The following is a 26,035-nucleotide window of genomic DNA, read 5'->3' as shown; positions in this document are numbered from 1 at the left end:
AGATGTCACATAAAAATCCTGACAGGATCAGCGAATATGAATTCTCCATCGGCGTTAGGCTGACACACTGGATTAGATTTGTAGCTATCACGCTTTTGGTGGTTAGTGGCTACTACATCTCTTATGTCTTTATGAGTCCGGAGATCACGAGCGAGCCTACAAATTTCATGCAAGCAAAGTGGCGTTTGGCACACCAGGTCGCTGGCTTTGTGCTAATAGCAGTATTTATCTTTAAATTTTATCTATTTGTCTTTGACAAACACAGCAAAAAAGAGTGGATGAGCGTGCTTGATTTTTTAAGTCCAAAAGTTTGGATAGCACAGATAAAATACTACATCTTTATGGGGCCACACCCGCATTTAAGGGGCGTTTATAACCCATTGCAGTTTGCCTCATACTTTTTCTTTTACGTGATCTTAGCACTCATTTGCCTAACTGGCCTAGTGCTTTACGCTCACGTTTATCACGAGGGGCTTGGCGGAGCGATCTACGAGCCAGCTAGATACTTTGAAGAGCTTATGGGTGGGCTAGCAAATGTTAGAACGATACATAGAATTTGCATGTGGATCATCATGATATTTGTGCCAATTCACGTTTATATGGCGATATTTAACGCCGTTAAAGGCAAAAATGGAGCGATGGACGCCATCGTTAGCGGCTATAAATTTGTAAAAGAACACTGATGAGAGTGCTAGTTCTTGGCATCGGCAACGTTATGTTTGCTGATGAGGGCATAGGTGTTCATTTTGTAAATTTGATGGCTAAAAACTATAAATTTACAAGCTCTAAAAACGAACTTACTCTAATGGACGGGGGCACTTTAGCCCTCGCTCTAACTCACATAATAAGCGAATTTGACTATCTTATTGTCGTTGATTGCATTAGCGCAAATGGCGCAAGCGTGGGCGATGTTTATTTTTTCGACTTTCTAAACGTACCAAATTTTATCAGCTGGGACGGCTCGGCTCACGAGATCGAGATGCTTCAAACCCTTCATCTAATGGAGCTTGCAGGTGACAGGCCGACAACCAAAATTTTAGGTATCGTGCCTAGCCGCATAGAGTCATCAAATTTTAGCCTCTCAGATGAAGTGATAAAAGCTTCTAACATCATAGAAAAAACGCTGCTTGAACACTTAAAAGAGCTTGATTTTAAGTGTGAAAAGGTGGCAAATTTTACTCTAAATGACACCATCGATGACTACGCCAAAAAAGGTTTAAAATGATACTTGCTTTTAAATTTGACTGCTTTAAAAATCCAGCCTTTTTGGCACCATTTTTACGCTCATTAGCTGGGGAGCTTAAGCACTCTATAAGCTGCAAAGATGATCAAATTTGCCTAAAAGTAATTGGCACAAATGAGGAGCTTAGTGCTCTAGCAGACAGAGCTAGCATCATCTTGCCTTATAGCCTTTTTATAAAGCATAGCGAGGTTGATACAGCAGATGAGCTTGACCAGGCAGGTGAGATTAAAAAGATAAAATTTGGCACGCTTAGCCCATCTCAAGCGGCGGCATTTTTGGCTAATGGCAAGGCTATTTTAAACGAAAGTGGTGTGCTTGCCTTGAGTAAATTTGATGGCGAGATAACGCTTGATAATTTTAATGAAAAGCTAAAAAGCTGCCTAAATTTATTAAAAAATGGTAAGAGTGTTTGCATAGGGCAAGATGAAAATTTATATGAAATTTCTCTTGGGGTAAAATTTGATGTAAATTTCTTGATGCCTGTAAATTTAAAGCAGCTACCTAAAATTTTTATAGCTGGTGATAGGGCGCAGATCGCGCTTGCTAGCTTTGAAAAGCCACTTTTGGCACTAAAGACGACAGCTATTTATAGGCAAAACCACGAAGGCGCACCGCTATTTTTTGACGTGATGGCACCAAATGACCTTTTCCTTTACGCCCTTTGCGAACAGCTAAATCAAGATGGCTTTAGCTTTTTAAGCGTTACTGTAAAGGAGCAAAAAAGCGCCCTTTCAAGGCTTGCTTTGCTTGAAAATAGCGCACTTTTAAGCCCATTTTTTTATACAAAAGATGAGAAATTTGAGCTTAACTATTTTGGCGAGGTGGCTTTGGGGCTTAAATTTAGCAAATTTATCGATGATGAAATTTGCCTGCTTTTAAAATCAAGCAAAACACAGCTTCTATTTTTACCAAAATTTAGCAGCTTTGAAGAAATTTATGAGCTCATAAGAGCTAATGAGGGCGGTGAAAGATTACTTGAAAACTTCAGTAAAGAGCGCGCCCTGCCAAGCGGTAAATTTAGCTCAAATGCTAGCTTTTTCTCGCTATTTTGCATAGCTGGACGTTTGCTTGGCTTAAGCAGTGACTTTAAAAAAGCAGGGGAGAATTTGCTTCTTATGGCAAGCGATTTTAGCGGTCAAAAGGGCGTTAGGATAGATTACAAAATGAAAGATGACTTTGGTTTAGACGGGGTTAAGTTTGTAAAAAGTATCATTTCATTTATCCTTGCTGGCGCTGGAGAGAAGAATATCAGCTTTGGTTGCACCGAGTCTTTGGCGCATTTTTTGAGCGATTTTAGCTATGAAAAACGAGATAAATTTAACATCAAAAATGTTACTTTAAGCGGGGATTTATTTTATAATAAGGTAGTTAGCAACTTGATAAAAAAGCACCTAAACCCAAATATAAAAACAAATTTTGACCCCGGATTTGGCGTTGAGATCAAGCTTTAGATATGAGATCAAAGGCTTAGTTCAAGGCGTTGGTTTTAGACCTTTTGTCTATACTTTAGCGGACAAATTTAAGCTAGTTGGCGAAATTTACAACGACGATGAGGGTGTGAAGCTAAATTTTAGCGGCGAAGAGGCTAGCTTTTTGGCTTTTGAAAAAGAGCTTTATGAGAAGCTACCAGCCCTTGCTAGGATCGATGAACTGCATAAATTTAAGATAGATCAAATTTATGAAAAGCTTGAGATCATCGCTTCAAAAAGCGCTACCAAACAAGCGCCTATCTTGCCTGATTACGCACTTTGCGATGACTGCTTGCGCGAGTTTTATGACCCTACAAATCCACGCTACAAATACCCATTTATAAACTGCACCAACTGCGGACCGAGATTTTCCATCATCAAAGCATTGCCCTACGACAGGGTAAATACGACGATGAACGAGTTTAAGATGTGCGAGTTTTGTGAGAGCGAATACAAAGACCCGCTTAACCGCCGCTACCACGCAGAGCCGATCTCTTGCCCAAACTGCGGGCCAAAGCTCTATCTAAAAGACAAATTTGGCAAAGTCTTGGCTAGTAAAAATGAAGCGGCAAAAGAGGCGGCCACGCTCATAAACGAGGGCAAAATTTTAGCCATTAAGGGGCTTGGTGGCTTTCATCTAGTTTGCGACGCGACAAATGAAGACGCAGTTTGCGAGCTAAGAGCTAGAAAACACCGCCCAAGCAAGCCCTTTGCACTGATGAGTAAAAATTTACAAAACGCTAGAGAGATAGCGCAAATTTCAGAGGCTGAGGCGAAGCTTCTTAGCTCAAATTTAAAGCCAATCGTCTTGCTTGAAGCAAAAAATGGCTCAAATATCGCAAAAAGTGTCGCTCCAAATTTAAACAAGCTTGGCGTCATGCTTGCATTTAGCGGCATACATCTTTTGCTTTTTGACCACTTAGAACACGACATCATCGCAACTAGCGCAAACATCTCAGGCGAGGTTGTGATAAAAGACGAGAGCGAGCTAAGAGAAAAACTAGGCGACGTCATAGACTTTTATCTTGATCACGACCGAGAAATTTACTCGCCAAGTGACGATAGTATCGCATTTTGCGTTGGTGATGAAGTTGTTTTTACAAGGACGAGCCGAGGGCTAAATCCAAATTTCATCCATACAAATTTCAAGCAAAAAGGGACATTTTTAGCACTTGGAGCGGAGCTAAAAAGCTCATTTTGCATCTACAAAGACGGCCTTTTGATGGTTAGTCCATATATCGGCGATCTAAAAAACGTGGCGACTTTTGATAGGTTTAAGGACATTTTCACCCTTTTTGAAACGACTTATGATCTAAAAATAGACAAAGTCATAGCCGATCTGCATCCAAATTTTTTAAATACAAAATGGGCGAAAGATCAGGGCTTTGAGCTAGTTCATCTGCAGCATCACTACGCACATTTGCTAAGTGTGATCTTTGAAAATGATTTGCCAGACAAAGAGTATCTTGGATTTTGTTTTGACGGCACTGGATACGGAGAGGATGGCAAAATTTGGGGTGGCGAGGTTTTTAGGCTGGATAAAAAGAGTTACGAGAGAGTTTATCACTTTGATGAATTTAGCTTATTTGGCGGCGAAAATAGCATAAAAAATATCTACCTCATCGCTTATTCTATTATTTTGAAGTATGAGCTTGAAGACGAGGGGCGTAAATTTCTAGTAAATTTTGATGAAAAGGTGCTTCGAAATTTCAAGATGATGGAGCAAAAGGGGCTAAATTTAGTAAAAACTAGCTCTGTTGGTAGGATATTTGACGCATTTGGTGCGATAATATGTGGCATTTCTCACTCAAGCTACGAGGGAGAGAGTGGTATGAGGCTTGAGGCGCTTTATGATAAAAATTTAGATGTGTGTTACAAATTTAGCCTAAATGACGGAGTTATCGGCTTTAAAGAGGCCTTTAAAAGTGCTTTAAAAGATGAGCCAAGAGTGGCTGCAACGGCATTTATAAATGGCATGGCTGATATTATTTTTGAAATTTCTAAAAATGAGAAAAAAGAGATTTTACTAAGTGGTGGAGTTTTTCAAAATAAGACTTTGCTTGAACTTATTTACAAAAAATTTACTAAATCAAATTTGAAATTTTATATCAATAAGAAATTCTGCAGTAACGATTCTAACGTAAATTTAGGGCAAATTTATTATTATTTATCCACATTTTCTAATAAGTGATGTATAATTATTTTAAACGGTAATCAAACGAGAAAGGAGCAAAAAATGGATAGTGTTATACGTTTTAGTGTTTCTTTGCCTAGTCAATTACTAGACGAACTAGATAGAAAAGTTAGCGAACAAGGCTACGCTTCTAGGAGTGAATTTACAAGGGATTTGATCCGTGAAAAGATCGTAAACGACAGCTGGAAGGACGCTAACGAGGAGTTGATTGGGGTTTTGACGCTCATTTATGTGCATCATCACAACGATTTGGTGAATAAAAAAATGGATATCGAGCATGACTCTGATGTGAAGATCATCTGCACAAATCACGTTCATGTCGATCACCACAACTGCTTAGAAACGATCTCTATAAGGGGCGAAGCGGAGAAGATAGAGCGCTTTGCTGACAGGATTGCTGGCTTAAAGGGTGTTAAGTTTTCTAAACTTACAAAGGCTGCTGTGCCTAAATTTTAAGCTAAAAGCTTTTTTGGCTGTTAAATTTAGGATTTTTGTAAATAGCTAGCAGTGCTCTTGGCTGCGGAGCTTGTCTTATTTTGTCTTTTTGATAGTTTTTTAGCAGTTTTTGTGATCCATTTTTGCAAATTTATAGCAGGGTTTTGCTGCATTTTTTTGCGCATGCCATGTATCTTTTTGGTAAAAATAGTTTGATGACCGTTTGTTTTTTGCTTGGGCTTTGGCTAAAGCTAAATTTGCAAAAGCCCGCCCAAGTTCTTTTTTGGCTTTTTATGTTTCTCTCTTTTTTGCTTTATTTTTGTTCTAGCATTTTTGGCGCTTGTATGCTATCATTAGCCACAAAAAAATGTCATTTAAAGAGAATGAAAGATGAATTTTTACAATAGAAATTTTCTGGCCAAAGAGCTAGATCGCTGGCAAAAAGAGGATGTGGTCGATAAGGCCACCGCTTTAAAGATAGCAAATTTATATGAAATAGATCTAAACGCTCATAGCGAAAAGACTAGCTTTATCTTAAAGTTGGTTGCTTATCTCTTTTTCGCGCTGGCATTTTTTACGCTAGTTGGAGCTTACTGGGAGGAGATACCAAGGATGGGGCGCCTTGTCATCATCTTTGGAGTGCTTGCTCTTTTAAATTTTGGTGGAGTTTATTATCTTAAAAAGGGCAAAGACAAGCTTGGCACGGCTACGCTCTTTTTGGGAAATTTCTGCTACGGCGCAGCCATAGCGCTTATCGCTCAAATTTATAATATTAGCGACGAGCCAAGTGGCGGAGTTTTGCTCTGGAGCGTTGGAGCTATGGCGCTCTCTTTTGCTAGCAAAAAGCCCTTGCTGGTGGCTCAAAGCCTCGTTTTTGCGACGATCTGGTTTGTTTTAAAGGGCATGGGCGGCGAGTTTGCTTATGAATTTATCGTCTTTATAGCCCTTGGTGCCTACACACTTTATAAGAGCGACTCAGTATTTCTTGCGATTGTGCTTTTAGCGGATATATTTTTCTACATCGTTTCGCTTTGCGCTAAGATCAGTGGGTTTAATGAATTTTATGGCTATGATCTTATGTTTAGAGCGCCAATGGCTGCTACTTTATCACTCTCATACGCGCTTTTACTTGTCGCGCTCTTTAGCACATTAGCTAGCTTTAGAGATAGGCTAGCGCACCTTGTAAAAGGCTTTGGCAAGTATCTTGGCATCGTCATCTTAATCGTTTGCCTGATAGCTTATGCAAATGGCGATATCTACGAGTTAGAAGAAGATAAATTTTGGTTTGCAAAAGCATTTTTTCATAGTAGCTTTGGCAAGGTTTTTGCCGTATTTAGCATCGCTAGCATTGCGCTATTTTTCAAAGAGAAAAACAAAAGTGGCTTGTTTCTTGGCTTGATACTCTTTGCGTTGCCATTTGTCTTTAGTCTGGGTGTGGGATATGCAAGTATCTTCTTCTCGCTAGCAAATATCATCGTTGCAGCCGTGCTTATCAAAAATGGCGAGCTAACGCTTGGACTATGCATGATATTCTTAGTTGCGGTGGTTAGATACTTTGAGCTAATAGGCGATTATTTAGGGGCTACGGCGCTATTTATCATCTTTGCCTTCGTCGTGCTCGCAGTTGCTGCTAAAAAAGGAGGCAAAAAATGAAGATAAGATCACTAATACTAGCCATAATCTTTCAAATTTTACTAATAATTGCGATGCTCGCATACGCACTCATGCCACTTTATCTTGGAAAAGAGGTAAAAGTGAGGGTAAATCTTTATGATCCAAGAGATCTCTTTCGCGGAAACTACGTGAATTTAAGCTATGATTTTTCAAATTTACAGCAGTCTAAATTTGATGAAAAAACTGGCGTTGAGATATATATATATGATAGAAATTTCTCAAAAAATGATGAAATTTACGCCATTTTAAAGCAAGATGCGAATGCCACTTACGCTTTTGATAAATTTAGCTTTACTAAGCCAAAAGATGCTCTTTTCTTAGCTGGTAAATTTGATGGATACTCATTTGTAAAATATGGCATTGAAGAGTTTTACATGCCAACTAAAAAGGCAAAGCAAACTGAGCGAGAGATGATGGATCAAGATGTGGATGCTTTTGCTGTTTTGATGGTGATGGATGATGGCAGAGCGAGGCTAAAAGATCTCATCATCACGCCAAATGGCAAAAAAAGAAATAGCGATGAAAATTTTGATGAAAATAGCTACACAGATGATAACGAGAGCCTTGAAGAGCTAGATAAAAATATTCGCTTGCAAGATCAAAGGTGAATTTAAAGGGTAAATAAAAAACGGGTTAATTTATCTTATTTGCATAAAATGCCCTTAAAATTTAATTTTATTTTTAAATTTAAACGTTAAAATCTCTGGAAATTAATAAAAAAGGATAAGAAAATGTGTAAAGACTGCGGTTGTTCAATGGGAAATCACACCCATACTCACACTCACGCTGATGGTACCACTCACTCACACCCACACACTCACGATGGGCATACAGACCACGCTCATGACACACACGAGCATAGCCACGAGGCTCACGCACACCCTGTGCTAAACGAGAGCAAAACCATAGACGTGATAGAGAAAATTCTATCTGAAAACGACAAAGAGGCCGCTCATAACAGAGCGCATCTTGATGAGAAAAAGATACTTTGTGTAAATTTGATGAGTAGTCCAGGTGCTGGCAAGACCACGCTTTTAGAGGCTACGATAAAGGCTGGTAAATTTAAAATAGGCGTTGTCGAGGGCGATTTAGAAACAAATCAAGATGCAGACCGCATAGTAAAAGCTGGCGCAAAAGCTCATCAGATAAGCACAGGTCAGACCTGCCATTTAGACGCTTTTATGGTGCATGAAGGGCTTCATCACCTGCCACTAAACGAGCTTGATCTAGTCTTTATAGAAAATGTTGGAAATTTAGTCTGCCCTGCTAGCTACGATGTTGGCTCACACTTTAACGCTGTGCTTCTTTCAGTGCCAGAGGGCGATGACAAGGTGAGTAAATATCCAGTGATGTTTAGGGCAGCTGACGTGCTTTTGATCACAAAAGCTTCGCTTGCGCCGCACTTTGACTTTGATATCGAGCGAGTGAAAAATGACGCTAGAAAGCTAAATCCAAAGGTTGATATCTTTGTGGTAGATAGCAAAACAGGCGAGGGCATCGATAAATGGATAAGTTATTTGGAATTTAAAAAAGAGCTAAGATAATGTGCCTTTCGATCCCTTCAAAAGTAATAGAAATAGATGAAAACAACGTTGCTACCGTTGAGACTTTGGGCGTTACTAGAAAGGTAAGCCTAGATCTCATCTCTGAAGAGGTGAAAGTTGGCGAATACGTGCTAATCCACGTAGGATATGCTATGCAAAAGATCGATACGCAGTTTGCGCTGGAGAGCTTGGAGGTCTATCAAAAGATCGCTGAAGATATGGACGTGGGGAAAATTTGATGGATCTTATCAATGATTTTCGCGATAAAAATTTAATCCTTGCCCTTTCAAAACTGATACAAAAAGAGAGCGTAAAACCACTAAATATCATGGAAATTTGCGGTGGCCACACGCATAGCATTATGAAATTCGCACTGCCAAGCTTAGTTGGAGAGCATATAAATTTCGTTCATGGCCCAGGCTGTCCAGTCTGTGTGATGCCAAAGAGCCGCATAGATGAGGCCTGTAAGCTTGCTAGCATGGATAATGTGATCTTTTGCACGCTAGCTGACATGCTAAGAGTGCCTGGCTCAAAGACAAGCTTGCAAAAGCTTCGTGGCGAGGGACACGATATAAGGGCACTTTATACGCCACTTGATGCGCTAAATATCGCTAAGCAAAATCCAGACAAAAAGGTTATATTTTTTGCGATCGGCTTTGAGACAACGACGCCGATGAGCGCAAATTTGGTTGAAAAAGTGGTGCAAGAGGGCATTAAAAATTTATACTTTCATATAAATCACGTAACCGTCCCAGCTCCAGTTAGAGCTATAATGAGCGATGAAAATGTAAGGATAGACGCATTTTTGGGTCCAAGTCACGTAAGCGTGATCACGGGTAGCAAAATTTATAAAGAGCTAGCGAGCGAATTTAAAAGGCCGATCGCCATTAGCGGTTTTGAGCCACTTGACATTATGGCAAGTGTGCTAAATTTAGTCCGTCAGCAAAACGCAGGCACTTATGAAGTCTATAACGAGTACGCAAGAGCGGTCAAAGAAGAGGGCAACGTCAAGGCAAAAGAGCTCATAACTAAGTACTTTGAGCCGTGCGACTTTGTCTGGAGAGGCCTTGGCGAGATAGCGCAAAGCGGCATGAAGCTAAAAGATGAGTTTGCCTATCTTGACGCTAGAGTGCAGTTTGACTGCAGCGTAGAGAGCGCTGGCGAGAGCAAGGCTTGCATTTGTGGGCAAATTTTAAGAGGGCTAGCAAAGCCGACTGATTGTAAGGTCTTTGGCAAGGTTTGCAACCCGCAAAATCCGATAGGATCGTGCATGGTCTCAAGTGAGGGTGCTTGTGCGGCATATTTTAAATACGCAAGAGTTGGTTAAGGAATTTAATGAAAAAGATAATGCTAAGCCACGGCGGCGGCGGCGAGGAGATGAACTCGCTTATAAACGAGACGATATTTAAAATTTTTGATAACGAAATTTTAAGGCAGAGCAACGACTCAGCGATACTAAATTTAGGCGGCAAGATCGCGTTTAGCTCCGATAGCTTTGTGGTTACTCCCATTTTTTTTAATGGCGGCGATATCGGCAAGATCGCAGCTTGCGGCACGATAAACGACCTAGCGATGGTTGGAGCAAGTGCAAAATACCTAAGCTGCTCGCTCATCATCGAAGAGGGGCTTAGCATAGAAGAGCTTGAAAAGGTGCTTGGCTCGCTTGCAAAAACTTGCAAAGAGAGTGGCGTGAACGTGGTTTGCGGCGATACAAAGGTCGTGCCAAAGGGCAAATGCGACAAAATTTTTATAAACACAGCAGGCATTGGCGAGATAGTTTGCGAGGGCGTGGAGCTTAAAAATTTAAAAGCAGGGGCTAAAATTTTAATCTCTGGAGATGTTGGCAGACACGGCGGTGTGGTGCTTGCAGCAAGAGAGGAATTTGAGCTTGGGCTTGATCTAAAAAGTGACTGCAAGAGCCTAAAAGAGGTTGTCTTAAAGCTACTTAGCGCTGGCATAAAACCGCATACTATGCGTGATGCGACTAGGGGCGGACTAAGTGCGGTGCTAAATGAGTGGGCTAAATTTAGCAAATTTGACATCTTGGTTTTTGAAGAAAATATCAAGGTGGCAGACGAAGTGATGGGCGTTTGTGAGCTATTTGGATTTGAGCCTTATGAGCTTGCAAATGAGGGCACTTTTGTGATGGCTGTCGATGAGAGCCAGGCTGAAGAGGCACTTAAAATTTTAAGAGAATTTGATAAAAACGCGATGATAATAGGTGAGGTTTTGCAGGCAAAAAACGAGCGTGTCATCATCGAAAATGCCTATAAATCAAGAAGATTTCTCGAGCCGCCAAAGGGCGAGCTACTACCAAGGATCTGCTAATGCACGAGCTTAGTATCGTTCAAAATTTAGTCAGCCTTTGCGAGAAAAATGCCGCCAAAGAAAACGCAAAAGAGATAAGCAAGATTGAGATAAAAGTTGGCCGCTTAAGCGGAGTGGAGCCACACTATCTAGAGAGCGCCTTTGACGTTTATAAGGCTGGCACGATCTGCGAAAACGCCGAGCTTGTCATAAATTTACAAGGCATTGTCGTAGAGTGTTTGGATTGTGGATTTGGCGGGGAGCTTAGCGAAAATGACTTTACTTGTCCAAAGTGTAAAAGCCAAAATTTAAAGGTGACTGACGGCGAGGATATGTATCTTATGCGCCTTGAGATGAAGTAAAATTTTGCGTATTATAATACGTAAAATTTTATGAATTTATTGATTTTTTATGGATAGTGTTAAATTTTTTCTCAATCAAACGTTTAAAGAGCTATAAAAACGAGCAAGAGCATAAAAGAACTTTTTGCTAGTACAGGCTGGCTTAAAAGCTTGGTATTTTAGAAATTGCCACTAGAAATTTAGCTTTTAAGGCTTTAGCGGATAATAACAAGATAGATATTCTAAGCTCTTTTGGCGGCTACTTTGAGCTAGATGATCTCTTTGTCTCAAAGCAAACTTTTGGATTTTGGGCAAAAATCATCGATGAAGCCAAAATCCACAATGATATCGTCAATCTTGATAAGCTTGATTTTAAAAAGTATTCTAAATTTAACCGCAAAAATAAACTTTTAAACTATCAAAAAGTAAAGATTTTATATGACCTTGCTGTTAAAATTCGAAACCGAGCATTTCATTTTGAAAATCTTTATAAGCTAAATGACGATCAAACGCCGAGAATTTCAACTCGTGTTGGTAAAACTTTAGTAGGCATTGATCCGCAAATGTTAGAAAATTTCATTAATGATGTACTTTCTGTTTTGATGAAATGTCAGCAAGACACATAAGCAAGTGGCGGACAGGCTCTGCCGTAAATTTTGTAAAAGTCAGACTAAACAATAATATTTTTGCGCAACACTTTACTCAAATATCAAAAACGGAGCCTGCAGGACATTTCTTATGATCTTTAGCGGCGAGAGTAGGGCATCTTGCAAGATCTGCGTCGAGTACTCGGGCTTTTCAGTCGTGCCACGTATAGCGATGACGGTTGAGAGCGAGCGGTCTTTGCCAAGGATGATTTGGTTGATAAGTGGGATCTTGTCGATGATGCCGCTTGCGTCTTTTAGTATCTTTAGCTCAAGGTCGATGTTTATCTTTTTGCTCTTTAGATCGATCGTGCCGCGTCCGCCGATATCTGCGCTCGTGCCTATCATCTCAATCGCTAAAAACTCGATCACGTCACCCTTTCTAGTTAGTAAAATTTTGCCGTTTTTAACAGTAAAACCCTTGTCGTTAAAGTCAGGCGTTTTAAAGCTAAGAAGCGATGGCACCGAGTTTAAAAAGCTTAAAAGCCTTTGATAAAAGATGTAGTCTTTTAGATACGTGCCAAAAAATCTCACCTCAGCCTTGAAATTTTTGGAGCTCTCCCCAAGCATTTTTAGGCGAAATTTACCGCCCTCAAAGCTCTTGGTGCCTAAAAGACCATTGATAAACTCGCCGCTTATATCAGTTGCGTCTAAATTTATACTTTTCTCATCGCTAAAATATCCAACTCTGCCTTGTTTTGCCAGTCCGTTTAGAGAGGTGCTTTTGCCCTTTTTCTCGGCGCTAAAGCTAGTAAATGGCAAGGTTTTGTTTAAGTCCTTTAAGATGATGTCGCCATTTTTTGCAAAGAGCTCAAGTGGCGTGCTTTGCTCTTTTGTGCTGTTGTCATCAAGCACAAGCAAATTTAGGTCGTTGCTCTTAGCCTCTATGCCTTTTTCGGCGATATTTAAAGAGAGCTTTTTGCTCGCACTTTGTACTTTTACGCCAGCTTTTGAGACCGTGATCAAAAAGTCATCACTATCATATTTTGAGCCATTTTTATCCAAAAACGGCATGTCAAATTTAAGCCCTTTTGCCAAAATTTCAAGATTAGTAAAGTCCTTGCTTTTTATGCTCACATCATCAAAACCAAGCACGCCATTTTGCTTTAAAAGTGGGGAGTTTTGCATGATGAAGTTGCTATTTTTCGTGGCTATCACGCTCTCATCGCCAAAGCTTAAATTTATCCCAAAAGGCTCGATACTAAGCGTTGTCTTATCTGGCTTGCTAAAGTCAAGAAGCGCGGTAAATGGCTCATTTTTAAAGGCTAAAATTTCATCATTTTTCTCTTTTAGATCAAAGCTTTCTATGACGCCTTTTATCTCGCCAGTGCTTTTTTGTAAATTTATATCTGCTTTTGCATTTGCTCTGAAAAAATCAAGCCCAAAGCCGCTTGCATCGATGTTTAGCACAGAAGTATTTATGAGCTTTACAAGGGCGCTTTTAGCGTTAAATTTACTCCCAGCGATATCTAAAACCGCGTCACTTATCTTAAAATCGCCATTTGCGATGACGCTTTTTTCATCAAAATTTTCTAAGCTCTTCTCATCAAGCTTTATCAAAATTTTTAGGCTAGCGTCCATTTTGCCGCTTAGCTGCCTAACTGGCACGTTGATCTTATAAGCTCTTAGTATCTCATTTATCGCCTCATCGTAAATAGAATTTGTCTTTATAAAAAGCTCTAAATTTGCACTTTTTTCATCAAAGATGTTGTTTATAGCAACATTTGAGCCATCAAGCTTTTTGCCTTTATAAACTGGAGCTGTAAGGTCAAATTTAAGCTTCGAGTTATTAAGTGTGATGTTTGCCTCAGCGACATTTACAGCTGGTAAGCCTTTATCAAATTTAACAAGTAAATTTTTGGCATTTGCAGTCGCGTTTAGCTCGTTTAAGAAAAGATCATTTTCTTTAAGGTCAGCCTTGCCGTTTATCTCATTTAGGTGATAGTCATCAGCCACGATGTAGCCATATATCCAGTTTTTAACCTCACTGTTTAGGTGTATGCGGCTATCAAGCTCAGCGATGAAGTCCTTGATGCTACCAGCATTTACGTCATAGGCTTTGTAGGTTAAAAATGTATCTTTTAAGGCAAAGCTAAGCTTGCCATTTAGCTCGTGCGAGGTGAAATTTCCATCAAATTTATAGTCATCTTTGTCAAAATTTGCACTGCCTTCGCCGCTGATGCTTACGTTAAAATCTTTAAGGCTTAAATTTTTTACTATAAAGCGATCGACGCCATTTTGCTGCTCTTTTTGAAATTTGATATCGATGTTTAGATAAGGGCTATCAACGAAAAATATATCATCTAAAAATAAAATTTTGATCTTAAAATCATCGCCGATTTGCACGCTCTCAAGCGAAATTTCTTGAAAAAAGGTCTCAAGATAATCCACGCCCTGACTAAGGTTTAAAAGTTGCTTGTCGCTAGCTTTTTGCGCCACGTCTTTTTTAAAGCTTGGTAGCTTGATCTGCTTTGCTCTTACAATTATTTTTTTATCTAACTTTATATATAATTGCTCCAATTTTACGCCGTAAAACTCGAAATCGTTAATTTTTATGCCGTATTTTAAAAGCAAAAGAAGCGAAAGAATTAAAATGATAAAAAATTTTATAAAAAAGCCATACCTAGATATTTTCTTTGATATCGTACTCATCGTCGTCCTAAGTGTATTTGTTTATTTGGCACGCCCCATAAACACGAGCAAAGTCGTCTTTGTGCCAAAGGGAAGTGTGGGCGAGATTATATCTTATTTAGCTAATCGCAACTTTAACTTAAGCGTGATCGACAAGTACGCCATGCGCTTCATCGGCTCGCCTCAGTCTGGCTGGATCGAGATAGGCAAAGATAAAATTTCAAGGATTGATTTTTTAAAAAAATTAGCCAAAGCAAAGGCTGCGATGACCGAGATCACGCTCATCCCTGGCGAAACTACTATCGTTTTTTTAAACCAGATAGCAGCCCAGCTTGGACTTGACGGAGCTAAACTAAATAGCGAGTATAACGCCCTTGCGCCAGTCGCTGATGGCTTTTTGATGCCAAATACTTATAAAATTCCAGTTGGCATCAGCGAAAGGCATCTGGCATATTACCTTGTAAATTCGTCTAAAAAGGCGCAAAGCGAGATCAGCAGAAAAATTTTTGGCGAATACAACGAGAAAAAGTGGTTTAAAATTTTAACCATCGCTTCAATCATCCAAAAAGAGGCCGCAAATGACGCTGAGATGCCACTTGTTGCCTCAGTCATCTACAACCGCCTAGATAAGGGCATGAGACTGCAGATGGATGGCACGCTAAATTATGGCATCTACTCGCACGATGTGATCACGGCTGAGCGCATAAGAAGCGATATGAGTGAGTTTAACACCTATCTAAACGACGGCATACCGCCAAGCCCAGTCTGCTGCGTCTCTATAAGTGCGATCAAAGCGGCGATAAACCCTGCAAAGAGCGATTATCTATACTTTGTGCTTGATAAAAAGGCGAAAAAACACATTTTTTCAAAAACCTTAAGCGAGCACAATCAAAATATCGCAAAATAGGGCTAAAATACAACTAGCTTTAATAAAAAACGTGATAAATTTCAAAAAATCAAAAGGGCTAAAATGAGTGATATTATCTGGACTAAAACCGACGAAGCACCGCTATTTGCAAGCTACTCTCTCTTTCCTATCGTTAAGAGCTTTTTATCCCGCGCTGGCATTAGCATAACTAGGGCTGACATAAGCCTTGCTGGGCGAATTTTATCTCTTTTTAGCAAAGAGCTTGGGCTAAACAAGGCTGACGAGCTAGAGCTTTTGGGTGAGCTAACTGCGCACAAAGAGGCAAATATCATAAAACTGCCAAACATCTCAGCCACACTCGTTCAGCTAAAAGCGGCCATTGAGGAGCTAAGAAGCAAGGGCATAAATGTGCCATTTTATCCAGACGAGATCATCACAGACTACGACGAAGAGGTCGCTAAAAAATATCAAAAAGTACTTGGTAGCGCTGTTAATCCAGTGCTAAGACAAGGAAACTCAGACAGAAGAGTCCTGCCACCGGTTAAAGAATTTGCCAAAAAGCATCCACATAGCAACGGCGACTGGGACAAGGCAAATAAAACTAAAATTTGCTACATGCAAAAGGGTGATTTTTATGAAAATGAGCGCTCAATAATCGCTAGTAAAGATGAGAAATTTTATATAAATTTTATAAGTTTAGATGGCAAAAAAGAGCTTTTAAAAGAGCTTGCCGTTCAAAGCGGCGAAATAGTTGATGCTACATATTTAAGCGTAGATGAGCTAGATAAATTTTATGAAAGCTGTTTTGAGACTGCGCTAAAAGAAAATTTAACCCTTAGCCTTCATCTAAAATGCACGATGATGAAGGTTAGCGACCCAGTCATCTTTGCACATGCAATAAAGAGCTATTTTAAAGAGGTTTTTGAGCTATTTGGTGATGAGTTTAAAGCTAGTGGCGTTGAGGCAAAAAACGGCTTAAAAGATATGTTTTCTAAAATTTCAACCCTTAAAAATAAAGATGAAATTTTGGCTAAATTTGATGAAATTTTGAGCAAAAAAGCAAAAATCTGGGCATTAAATGAAAATGCCAGCAACTTTGACGTGCCAAATGACGTTATCATCGACGCCTCCGTGCCTGCACTCATTAGAAACTCTGGCAAGGTAAAAGACAGAAGTGGCGAGCTAAATTTCTCACTTTGTATGATCCCAGATAGGACCTACGCTAGGGTTTATGAGGCCTGCGTGGCGGACTTTAAGGAGCATGGCGCGCTTGATGTGAGCAAGATCGGCAGCGTGGCAAACGTGGGGCTAATGGCTAAAAAGGCCGAGGAGTACGGCAGCCATGATAAGACCTTCATCGCAAAAGAGGATGGAGAATTTGTAGTTTTTGATGAGGCGGGCAAGAGCGTCTTTAAATTTAGCGTCAAAAGTGGCGATATTTTTAGGATGACGCAGGCTAAAGAAGATGCGATAAATGCGTGGTTTGAGCTTGCTTTAAAAAGAGGCGAAATTTCAAAAGATGAGCTTATATTTTGGCTAGATAGTAGCCGTGCTCACGATAGAAATTTGATAGCTAAATTTGACAAATTTAGAGATAAATTTGCTAGTGCTGGCGTGAAATTTGAAATTTTAAACTACGAGCAAGCAACTAAAAGATCGCTTGAAGCAATAAGAGCTGGCAAAAACGTCATAGGCGTCACTGGCAATGTTTTAAGAGACTATCTAACTGATCTTTTCCCGATATTTGAGCTAGGCGGCAGCTCAAAAATGCTCTCAGTAGTGCCACTACTTACTGGTGGAGCGATGTTTGAGACTGGTGCTGGCGGGACGGCTCCGACGCTTGTAAAAGAGCTAAAAGAGAGAAATCACCTGCTTTGGGACAGCCTGGGCGAGTTTTTAGCGCTTAGTGCTTCGCTTGAACATCTAGCGTTTTTTAGGCAAAAAAAAGAGGCAAAAGAGCTAAGTGACGCGCTAAATAGGGCTGTTGCTAGCTATTTAGACGAAAATAAAACGCCAAATGCCACTCTTGATACCAGAGAGTCGCACTTTTATCTAGCGCTATTTTGGGCGAGAGAAATGGCAAAAAGCGGTGGAATTTTAAGCAAAATTTTTAAAAATTTAGCAGACGAGCTAGAAAAAAACGAGAGCGAAATTCTAAAGCAGATCAGAGAAAAAGATGGTTCAAGCGTGGAATTTGGCGGATACTACCTGCTAGATGAAGCAAGAGCTAATGAGGTCATGAGACCAAGTGAAATTTTAAATCAAATAATAGGATAAGAGATGAAAATAAGTGTAGTTGGGGCTGGAAACGTCGGTGCTAGCATAGCATATGCGCTTTGTATGAGAGAGCTTTGCGATGAGATCGCGCTTGTAGATATATTTGGCGACGTGGCGCGCGCAAAAGCGATCGACCTAGCGCAGTCAAGTTGCGTCTTTAACGCAAAAACTAGCGTTTGTGGTGGCGATGATTTTGTGCTAATTGAAGGCAGTGACATCGTCATAGTCACAGCTGGAAGCCCAAGAAAAGAGGGTCAAACTAGAGAGGACTTGCTACTTAAAAATGCCGTTGTTGTAAAGCAAACAGCGCAAAAGATAGCTGAATTTGCCAAAAATGCAGTGATAATAGTCGTCACAAATCCGCTTGATGTGATGGTCTGGACGGCTCATAAATTTAGTGGTTTTAGCAAAAACAAAGTGATCGGCATGGCTGGCGAGCTAGACAGCGCAAGGTGCAGATATGAGCTAGCGCTTTTAAAAGATAAGGATGCCAGCAAGCTAAGAGCAAAGATTGTCGGCGCTCACAACGACGAGATGATCGTATCAGCCAGCAATATAAGCGAAAATTTAAGTGAAAATGAGCTAAAAGTGCTCAAAAAAGAGACAAGCACCGGTGGCGCAAAGATCGTTAAACTGCTTGGCACTTCAGCTTACTACGCACCAGCGGCTGCAGCTGTGAAGATGTGCGAGATGATCGTTGGCAAGAGCGATGAGATAATAAGCGCTAGCGTGCTAATAGATGATGAACTAAGTTGTGGCAGGCTAGTAAGGCTTGGACGTGATGGCTTAAAAGAAATTTTAGAGCTAAATTTAGACGAAGACGAGCAAGAGCAACTAAACAAAAGTGAAGCTGAAATTAGAAAAAATATCAAATTTTTAAAAGAAAACTTAGAGTAGGAATATATATGATCGTAAAAGAAAATGTCCCAGTTTGGGTCGATGAGAGCAGGTGTAAGGCCTGTGATGTCTGCGTGAGCTACTGCCCAGCAGGCGTGCTAGGTATGAGGCTTGAGCCAAAGGCGGTGCTTGGCAAGATGATAGAGGTGGTCTATGCTGACTCATGCATAGGATGCCGTGACTGCGAGCTTCACTGCCCTGATTTTGCCATTTATGTGGCTGATAAAGGCTTTAAATTTGCAAAGCTAACGCCTGAGAGCAAAGAGCGAGCTGCGGCTGTAAAGGCAAATAAATTTGCCAAGCTTGGAGAGAGCGCATGAGAGAGGTAGTATCAACTGGTAATGCCCTAGTAGCAAGGGCTGCGGTCGAGTGCGGCTGTAACTTCTTTGGCGGATATCCTATCACTCCAAGCAGCGAGATCGCCCACGAGCTAAGCGTGCTTTTGCCAAAACATGGCGGCACTTTTATACAGATGGAAGATGAGATAGCTGGAATTTCAGTAGCTCTTGGCGCAAGTGCGAGCGGTGCTAAAGCGATGACTGCTAGCTCTGGTCCTGGAATTTCACTAAAGGCTGAGCAAATAGGCCTTGGCTTTATCGCTGAGATACCGCTCGTCATCGTAAATGTCATGCGCGGTGGCCCTTCAACTGGCCTACCAACCCGCGTCGCACAAGGCGATATCTTGCAGGCTAAAAATCCAACTCACGGCGATGTAAATATGATAGTGCTAGCGCCTAGTAGCCTAGAGGAGTGCTATACGCAGACGGTGCGCGCCTTTAATCTTGCAGCTAGGTTTATGACGCCAGTTATGCTGCTACTTGATGAGACGATAGGTCACATGCAAGCAAGGGTGCGTCTGCCAGAAATTAGCGAGCTAGAAATTTATAAAAGAAGAGAATTTAGTGGCGAGCCAAAAGAGTATAAACCATACGATGCCGCACCAGACGCGCCAGCTACGCTAAATCCTTTCTTTAAAGGCTATCACTACCACATAACTGGGCTTCATCACGGCGCCACTGGCTTTCCAACAGAAGATGGCAAGATAGTTGAATACTCAATGAATAGGCTGTTTAACAAGATAAATTTACACACTGACGAGTGCGAGAAATATGAAGAATTTATGCTTGATGACGCGCAAATTTGCATCATCGCCTTTGGTAGCGTGGCGCTTTCAGCTAAGCAAGCGATATTAAATTTACGTGAAAAAGGGCTAAAAGTAGGGCTATTTAAACCACTCACACTTTTCCCAGCTCCAGCTAAAAAGCTAAAAGAGATATCAGATAAATTTAATAAAATTTTAGTCTGCGAGCTAAATTTAGGCCAGTATAGTGGCGAAATTTCAAAGATCATCTTAAGAGACGACTTTGTAAAACTGCTAAAAGCAAACGGCAGACCGATAAGCCCAAGCGAGATCGAGGCGAAGATAGGAGAAATTTATGGCTTTTAATTATGATAAATATTTACGAACAGATAAAATGCCTACTCTTTGGTGCTGGGGCTGCGGCGACGGCGTCATACTAAAGGCGCTCATCCGCGCTATCGACACCATGGGCTGGGATATGAACGATGTTTGCGTGGTCTCAGGCATAGGCTGCTCTGGCCGCTTTAGCGGATATCTTGACTGCAACACCATCCACACAACTCACGGTAGAGCCGTAGCATATGCTACTGGCGTAAAGATGGCAAACCCAGACAAGCACGTCATCGTAGTAACTGGCGACGGCGACGGACTGGCGATCGGAGGCAACCACACGATACACGGATGCCGCCGAAATATCGGGCTAAATCACATCTTAATCAACAACTTCATCTACGCGCTAACCAACTCGCAAACCAGCCCAACCACGCCAAAGGGCATGTGGACGGTCACAGCGCAATACGGCAACATCGATCCTAGCTTTGACGCCTGTAAGCTCGCAACTGCCGCAGGAGCTAGCTTTGTCGCGCGTGGAAGCGTCATCGAGCCAGAGAAGCTTACAAAGCTCTTTGTAGAGGGCTTTAGTCACGATGGATACAGCTTTTTTGATGTATTTTCAAACTGCCATATAAATTTAGGTCGCAAAAATAAAATGGGCGAGGCGGTGAAAAATTTAGAGTGGATAAAAGGCCGCACGACTAGCAAGGTCAAATTTGACATGCTAAGCGACGAAGAGAAAAAGGGTATTTTCCCACTTGGTGTTCTGCATAAAGATGAAGAAAAGATCGAATACACTAAGGCTTACGACATGGTAAGAAAGGCTGCCATGAGCAATGAAGCGATAAATTTTGAGGAGCTAGCATGAAGTCACAACTAAGATTTGTCGGCGTTGGCGGACAGGGCGTCATACTAGCAGGCGAGATCCTCTCAGCTGCCAAGATAAAAGCAGGCGGATACGGTGTCAAGGCCTCTACCTACACATCTCAGGTGCGTGGCGGCCCAACTAAGGTCGATATCATACTTGATGAGAAAGAAATTTTATACCCTTATGCAAACGAGGGTGAGATAGACTTTATGCTTGCTACCGCGCAGATAAGCTATGATGCCTTTAAAAGTGGCGTGAAAGAGGGCGGTGCGATCGTTGTCGAGCCAAATTTGGTAAAAGTAAGCGATGAGGATAAAAAGCGCTGGAAAATTTATGAAATTCCTATCATCTCTATCGCAAAAGACGAGGTCGGTAACGTCATCACTCAAAGCGTCGTGGCTCTTGGTGTGGCTGTGGCGATGAGTGGGAGCATGGATGAAAATTTAGTGCGTGAAGAGATGCTAGCAAGCGTGCCAGCTAAGGTCAAAGAGGCAAATGCTAAAGCTTACGAGCTAGGCCTAAAATACGCAAAAGAGCTTTTAAAATAGAAATTTGGCTAAATTTAAATTTAGCCAAAAACCTTCCAAAATGGATCAGATAAAACTAGAAAATTTCCGCAAAGAATATGGCTTTGAGATGCCGATCATTAGGAGCTTGTCAAACGATGAGTGCTTAAAGATAAGAGAGAATTTACTTCATAAATTTAGCCTAGATGATATAGATGAGTTTTTTAAGATAGATAAATTTAGCAAGCTTGATGGCTTTAATGCGGACGAAGCAAATTTTGATCTCAAGACCGCTTTTAGCGAGCTTGGCATCGCCACACCAAATGAAATTTGCATAAATTTTAATAAATTTGAGAGCATTGATATTTTGCGCTTTGATGATCTTTTTAAATTTTTTAGTGATATCTGGTATCCATCACTTGATGATATTGAGATATTTGATATAAATTTAAGCTTCATTTTCTCAGTCAGACACTACGGGGCTATCTATCATTTTACTCTCTAGCTATCAAAAATTTACAAATTTATATGATTTTTGATAATCATACGATTTTTATCCCATTTAAATTTATTAGTTTTAATTATTTATTTAATTTTAAGTAATATCCTCAAAGATACGTAAAATTGGCTATTTTATAACATTTTGTCTATTTTTATTAGTATATATTGCGTGGTAATATCATTTTTCATTTTTATCAAAATAATAAATTTATAAGTAGTAGCTACAAACACGATAAAATGGTCTTTTACTAAATGATTTTAGCTATCAAATCTCACTATATAACCTAAAATAAATCTTTATGTTTCTTTTAAGTAAATTTTATGTAAAGTTTCATTATTAATTTTTTTATTAATATAGTTGTTTTAAAAAATATTAAGAAATGAACTGGCGGTGCGTTTTTTGACGCTAATAAACTTATTAAAATAGGAAGTTATCAATGAGTGAAAAATTTACCAGAAGAGAATTTCTACAAAGCGCCTGTATAAGCGTAGGTGCGCTAGCTACAACAGCTGGTGCGACCAATGTTTTTGCTGGCGAGTTGCCAAAGGGCAATGAAAATGGCTTGCCATCTGTTGATGTGCTAATAATCGGCTCTGGCGGTGCAGGACTTCGTGCAGCAACAGCCGTTCGCAAACAAAACCCAAATTTAACAGTCGTAGTTGCCACAAAGATGATGCCATCACGCAACGCAACTTGTATGGCAGAGGGCGGTATAAACGGCGTTACTGACTTTAGCAATGGCGACAGCTTCAAGCTTCACGCCTACGACACCGTAAAAGGTGCAGCCTATCTTGCTGATCAAGATGCAGTTGTGAAATTTTGCGAGGCAGCAGGCGCAGTTATCCACGAACTAGACTACAACGGCATGCTCTTTTCTCGTAAAGATAATGGCGACGTGGCATTTCGTTTCATGGGAGGCGCTAGTAAAAAACGCTGTAACTACGCTGCCGATAAAACTGGCCACGTTTTGATGCACGCCTGTCTTGACGACGCTATCACAGCTGGGGTTAAATTTTTAATGGACCATGAGCTACTTGAGATCGGTCTTGAGGACGGCAAGGTCGAAGGTGTCGTTCTTCGCAACATCCAAGATGGTCAAATTTACCCAGTTCTTTGCAAATCTCTAGTCATCGCAACTGGCGGATACACTAGAATTTTTTATAACCGCACTTCAGTTCCATTTATAGCAACAGGCGATGGTATCGCTGCTGCGCTTAAAGTAGGTCTTGGTTTTGAAGACCCTGAGATGCTTCAGTTCCACCCAACTGGCGTTCAAAATGGCGGCACACTTATCACAGAGGCAGCTCGTGGCGAGGGTGGTTACTTGCTAAATAACAAGGGCGAGCGCTTTATGAAAAACTATCACGAAAAGATGGAGCTAGCTCCTCGTGACGTCGTCGCTCGTGCTATCGAGACAGAAATTCGCGAGGGTAGAGGCTTTGGCGAGGGTATGAGCGCTTATGTGCTTTGCGATGTTCGTCACCTTGGCAAAGATACTATCATGAAAAAGCTTCCTAAAATTCGCCACACAGCGATGCTTTTCCAAGACATCGACCTAGTCGAGCAACCAGTGCCTATCCGCCCAACAGCTCACTACTCAATGGGTGGCATAGAGGTGGCTAAATTTGATGATATGAGCACAAAAATTCCTGGAATTTATGTAGGTGGTGAGGCTTCATGTGTATCTATCCACGGCGCAAACCGCCTTGGCGGAAACAGCCTAACTGACGCAGTTGTAACTGGCGATCTAGCTGGCAAAGGTGCTGGTGCTTATGCTCAAAATGCAAAATTTGCAAGCGGCAAGAAAACTTCTGAGCTAGCAAAAATGTGGCAAGATAAATTTAAATCTATCGCAACAGGTGAGGGTGGCGTAAATGATATGTACGCACTTCGTGAAGAGCTTGGCAAAAACAACTGGGATCTAATGGGTATTTTTAGAACTGGCGCAAAACTAGATCAGCTCTCTAAAAATCTAGAAGCCATCCAAGCAAAATATGACACCATCAAAGTGCCAAATCAAAATCCAGTCATGAACACAGCATTTACCGACTACGTCGAGCTTGGCAACCTTATACTTCTGTCTCGTGCAGCATGTCTTGCAGCGCAAAATCGTCTTGAGAGCCGTGGCGCTCACACAAGAGAGGACTATCCAAAAAGAGATGATGTAAATTTCTTAAAACACAGCATAGTCACACTAAAAGACGGCAAGTTGGAGCTTGGCTACAAAGATGTTGTGACAGGCATATTTTCACTTGACGGCAAGAAGCCAGAGTAAGGAGCTAGGATGAAAATTATTATCGACCGTTTTGACGGAACTAAAAAATATGAATCAACTTATGAGCTAACAAACGAAGAGATCGCAGGTAAAACGCTCTTAACAGTGCTTTTTGATATCAAACAAAAGAAAGATGCGACGCTAAATTTCACAGCATCTTGTCGCTCAGCGATATGCGGTGCGTGCGCTGTTAGAGTAAATGGTCACTCATATCTAGCTTGCGACACAAAGATGAATGAGCTTTTGGCTGAGTATGGCAACCCAGATACTATTAGAATTTCACCACTTGGAAATTTCAAGGTTATCTCAGACCTTATGGTGGATTGGGAGCCAAGTATAGAAAATTTACGCAAGATCAGACCAAGCATCACTGCTAAGCCAGAATTTAGCGCTGCAAAAGGCTGTAAGCAAAGCCAAAAAGAGTACGATAAAGTAGCGCTTGAGTGGGACTGCATACTTTGTGGTGCGTGTGCTAGCGAGTGTAATAAGCTTGAAGCAGATGCGAGTGACTATATGCAACCGTTTGTATTTGTTCATGCTTATAGGGCTGCCTTTGACTCACGTAGCAAAGATCCTATGCCACACCTAAAACCAGCTATCGACAACGGACTTTGGATGTGTGTAAAGTGCCAAGAGTGTGCTGACCGCTGTCCAAAAGGCATAAGCGCATGCGCTGACATAACTGATCTTCGTATCATGGCTATACAAAAAGGCTTTAATGAGGGCATGGGACCAGCTCACGCTGAGGCGTTCTTAACCGATCTAGTTGATGGCTCAGGCAGACTAAATGAGGTTAGACTTGCACTTCGTTCAGAAGGCGTTATCAAAAATATGGGCAAACTAGGCATCGCTGCAAACTTAATGCTTGCTGGTAAGATGAATCCGCTTCATGTATTTGGCGAAGAAGACATAGAAGGTCATGACGATCTAGTAAAAATGATAAATGCGGCTCGCAAAGCTGCTAGTAAGGAGTAATTATGCAAAATGAATTCGCTTTTTTCCCAGGATGCGTACTCACTCAAGCAGCTAAAGAGGCTAAGATGTCGCTTGAGGCCATCGCTCCAGTACTTGGCTGGAAGCTTCACGAGATAAAGGGCTGGAGCTGCTGTGGTGCTCAACAAGCACAAGATGTCGATCCTATGGCTGCGCTTGTAGCAAATGCTAGAAACATAGCACTTGCAGAGCAGATGAATATGCCGATGCTTACGACATGCTCAACTTGTATGCTAACTCTAACAAGAGCTAAAAGCACGCTTGATAAGGGCGCAAAAGATCGTATCAATACATTTTTAGCTGAAGGCAATATGAAATATAATGGTACATCTGAGGTAACAAGCCTTCTTTGGGAGCTTTACCAAAATGTTGATACGCTAAGAGCAAAGGTTGTTAAACCACTTAGCGGACTAAAAGTAGCACTATTTTACGGCTGTCACAGCCTAAGACCTGAAAAAGATCTGCACAATAGAGAAAGCTCAGTAAATCCAAAGAGCTTTGAAACTGTTGTAAGCGCACTTGGTGCTACTATCGTGCCATTTGAGAAAAGACTTGACTGCTGCGGCTTCCACGCTAGCTATCCAGCTGGAAAATCAGTAAGAAAAATGTCAAGCCAAATCGTAAATAACGCTGATCAAAATGGCGCAGACGTAGTTGTCACTCCATGCCCACTTTGCCAAATGCAACTTGACATCTATCAAGAGAGATATCAAGATGAGAACCACTCAGATGTTAGAAAACCTATCATCCACCTCTCTCAGCTTGTAGGTCTTGCACTTGGTCTATCTGTCGAAGAGCTAGGACTTGATCTAAATATCATCGACGCTAGCAAGATAGCGTAAATTTATCCCACGTCTTTTGGCGTGGGAATTCCTTAAGAATTTATACCAAATTTCTATTTTACTTATCAAAAATATGCAAATTTTAATAACATTATCGTTTTAAAATTTACT

Annotated in this window: 24 protein-coding genes; 23 read left to right on the top strand and 1 reads right to left on the bottom strand. The window is 40.9% G+C overall.

The window, feature by feature from the left end:
• The first annotated feature begins 2 nt into the window (after positions 1 to 2).
• The 12 genes from cybH (at position 3) to hypA (ending at position 11,228) form a co-directional block, all read left to right on the top strand.
• Entirely contained in the window at positions 3 to 683 is a 681-nt protein-coding gene (gene cybH / locus B9N65_RS06560) for a Ni/Fe-hydrogenase, b-type cytochrome subunit (protein WP_021085073.1), read from the top strand.
• Positions 683 to 1,225 (top strand): HyaD/HybD family hydrogenase maturation endopeptidase, encoded by a 543-nt coding sequence (locus tag B9N65_RS06555; protein ID WP_087583275.1) that lies wholly within the window; start codon positions 683 to 685, stop codon positions 1,223 to 1,225. Before cybH ends, B9N65_RS06555 begins: the two co-directional genes overlap by 1 nt.
• Positions 1,222 to 2,694, top strand: coding sequence for a hypothetical protein (locus tag B9N65_RS06550; protein WP_087583274.1), 1,473 nt, complete (start codon positions 1,222 to 1,224; stop codon positions 2,692 to 2,694). The genes B9N65_RS06555 and B9N65_RS06550 overlap by 4 nt, the downstream gene beginning before the upstream one ends.
• Complete coding sequence (hypF, locus tag B9N65_RS06545) at positions 2,678 to 4,903, top strand: carbamoyltransferase HypF (protein WP_087583273.1); 2,226 nt, start codon at positions 2,678 to 2,680, stop codon at positions 4,901 to 4,903. Before B9N65_RS06550 ends, hypF begins: the two co-directional genes overlap by 17 nt.
• Before the next feature lie 45 nt (positions 4,904 to 4,948).
• Positions 4,949 to 5,362, top strand: a complete 414-nt coding sequence (gene nikR, locus B9N65_RS06540; RefSeq protein ID WP_087583272.1) for a nickel-responsive transcriptional regulator NikR — start codon at positions 4,949 to 4,951, stop codon at positions 5,360 to 5,362.
• Between the two features lie 369 nt (positions 5,363 to 5,731).
• On the top strand, positions 5,732 to 6,994 hold the full coding sequence (locus tag B9N65_RS06530) for a DUF2157 domain-containing protein (RefSeq protein WP_087583270.1): 1,263 nt from the start codon (positions 5,732 to 5,734) through the stop codon (positions 6,992 to 6,994).
• Positions 6,991 to 7,623 carry a GDYXXLXY domain-containing protein gene (locus tag B9N65_RS06525; RefSeq protein ID WP_087583269.1) on the top strand — a complete coding sequence of 211 codons (633 nt, stop codon included), beginning with the start codon at positions 6,991 to 6,993 and terminating at the stop codon, positions 7,621 to 7,623. Before B9N65_RS06530 ends, B9N65_RS06525 begins: the two co-directional genes overlap by 4 nt.
• Before the next feature lie 123 nt (positions 7,624 to 7,746).
• Positions 7,747 to 8,559: a hydrogenase nickel incorporation protein HypB gene (hypB, locus tag B9N65_RS06520; RefSeq protein WP_087583268.1), complete on the top strand. Its 813-nt coding sequence runs from the start codon at positions 7,747 to 7,749 to the stop codon at positions 8,557 to 8,559.
• Positions 8,559 to 8,798 carry a HypC/HybG/HupF family hydrogenase formation chaperone gene (locus tag B9N65_RS06515; RefSeq protein WP_087583267.1) on the top strand — a complete coding sequence of 80 codons (240 nt, stop codon included), beginning with the start codon at positions 8,559 to 8,561 and terminating at the stop codon, positions 8,796 to 8,798. Before hypB ends, B9N65_RS06515 begins: the two co-directional genes overlap by 1 nt.
• The gene (gene hypD, locus B9N65_RS06510; protein WP_087583266.1) at positions 8,798 to 9,886 is read left to right on the top strand and encodes a hydrogenase formation protein HypD; all 1,089 of its coding nucleotides are present in this window, start codon (positions 8,798 to 8,800) and stop codon (positions 9,884 to 9,886) included. The genes B9N65_RS06515 and hypD overlap by 1 nt, the downstream gene beginning before the upstream one ends.
• 8 nt (positions 9,887 to 9,894) lie before the next feature.
• On the top strand, positions 9,895 to 10,887 hold the full coding sequence (hypE, locus tag B9N65_RS06505; RefSeq protein ID WP_087583265.1) for a hydrogenase expression/formation protein HypE: 993 nt from the start codon (positions 9,895 to 9,897) through the stop codon (positions 10,885 to 10,887).
• Positions 10,887 to 11,228, top strand: coding sequence for a hydrogenase maturation nickel metallochaperone HypA (gene hypA, locus B9N65_RS06500; RefSeq protein WP_021085088.1), 342 nt, complete (start codon positions 10,887 to 10,889; stop codon positions 11,226 to 11,228). Before hypE ends, hypA begins: the two co-directional genes overlap by 1 nt.
• 677 nt (positions 11,229 to 11,905) lie before the next feature.
• On the opposite strand, the gene B9N65_RS06490 is transcribed toward hypA, so the two are convergent.
• A complete protein-coding gene (locus B9N65_RS06490; protein ID WP_087583305.1) occupies positions 11,906 to 14,371 on the bottom strand; it encodes a YhdP family protein in 2,466 nt (821 codons plus the stop codon).
• Between the two features lie 73 nt (positions 14,372 to 14,444).
• On the opposite strand from B9N65_RS06490, the gene mltG reads away from it, so the two are divergent.
• From mltG to sdhE, 11 genes are all read left to right on the top strand, one after another.
• Entirely contained in the window at positions 14,445 to 15,389 is a 945-nt protein-coding gene (mltG, locus tag B9N65_RS06485) for an endolytic transglycosylase MltG (protein ID WP_087583264.1), read from the top strand.
• A gap of 63 nt (positions 15,390 to 15,452) precedes the next feature.
• Complete coding sequence (locus B9N65_RS06480; RefSeq protein ID WP_087583263.1) at positions 15,453 to 17,627, top strand: NADP-dependent isocitrate dehydrogenase; 2,175 nt, start codon at positions 15,453 to 15,455, stop codon at positions 17,625 to 17,627.
• 3 nt (positions 17,628 to 17,630) lie between these two features.
• Positions 17,631 to 18,524 (top strand): lactate/malate family dehydrogenase, encoded by an 894-nt coding sequence (locus B9N65_RS06475; protein ID WP_087583262.1) that lies wholly within the window; start codon positions 17,631 to 17,633, stop codon positions 18,522 to 18,524.
• Positions 18,525 to 18,532: 8 nt separating this feature from the next.
• Positions 18,533 to 18,844 carry a 4Fe-4S dicluster domain-containing protein gene (locus B9N65_RS06470; protein ID WP_009293870.1) on the top strand — a complete coding sequence of 104 codons (312 nt, stop codon included), beginning with the start codon at positions 18,533 to 18,535 and terminating at the stop codon, positions 18,842 to 18,844.
• Positions 18,841 to 19,971 carry a 2-oxoglutarate synthase subunit alpha gene (locus B9N65_RS06465; RefSeq protein WP_087583261.1) on the top strand — a complete coding sequence of 377 codons (1,131 nt, stop codon included), beginning with the start codon at positions 18,841 to 18,843 and terminating at the stop codon, positions 19,969 to 19,971. The genes B9N65_RS06470 and B9N65_RS06465 overlap by 4 nt, the downstream gene beginning before the upstream one ends.
• On the top strand, positions 19,961 to 20,806 hold the full coding sequence (locus tag B9N65_RS06460; protein ID WP_087580112.1) for a 2-oxoglutarate ferredoxin oxidoreductase subunit beta: 846 nt from the start codon (positions 19,961 to 19,963) through the stop codon (positions 20,804 to 20,806). The genes B9N65_RS06465 and B9N65_RS06460 overlap by 11 nt, the downstream gene beginning before the upstream one ends.
• Entirely contained in the window at positions 20,803 to 21,354 is a 552-nt protein-coding gene (locus B9N65_RS06455) for a 2-oxoacid:acceptor oxidoreductase family protein (protein ID WP_087583260.1), read from the top strand. Before B9N65_RS06460 ends, B9N65_RS06455 begins: the two co-directional genes overlap by 4 nt.
• Positions 21,355 to 21,394: 40 nt before the next feature.
• Complete coding sequence (locus tag B9N65_RS06450; RefSeq protein WP_087583304.1) at positions 21,395 to 21,817, top strand: heat-shock protein; 423 nt, start codon at positions 21,395 to 21,397, stop codon at positions 21,815 to 21,817.
• 433 nt (positions 21,818 to 22,250) lie between these two features.
• Complete coding sequence (gene sdhA, locus B9N65_RS06445; protein ID WP_087583259.1) at positions 22,251 to 24,089, top strand: 8-methylmenaquinol:fumarate reductase flavoprotein subunit; 1,839 nt, start codon at positions 22,251 to 22,253, stop codon at positions 24,087 to 24,089.
• Between the two features lie 9 nt (positions 24,090 to 24,098).
• Positions 24,099 to 25,064, top strand: a complete 966-nt coding sequence (sdhB, locus tag B9N65_RS06440; protein WP_087583258.1) for an 8-methylmenaquinol:fumarate reductase iron-sulfur subunit — start codon at positions 24,099 to 24,101, stop codon at positions 25,062 to 25,064.
• Between the two features lie 2 nt (positions 25,065 to 25,066).
• A complete protein-coding gene (sdhE, locus tag B9N65_RS06435; protein ID WP_021087619.1) occupies positions 25,067 to 25,924 on the top strand; it encodes an 8-methylmenaquinol:fumarate reductase membrane anchor subunit in 858 nt (285 codons plus the stop codon).
• Positions 25,925 to 26,035: the final 111 nt, after the last annotated feature.

Source organism: Campylobacter concisus (genome assembly GCF_002165815.1).
In the GTDB taxonomy this organism is placed as follows: Bacteria; Campylobacterota; Campylobacteria; order Campylobacterales; family Campylobacteraceae; genus Campylobacter_A; species Campylobacter_A concisus_BH.
Note: the sequence above shows the minus strand (reverse complement) of the source record. Positions and strands in the feature narration are given on the sequence as shown.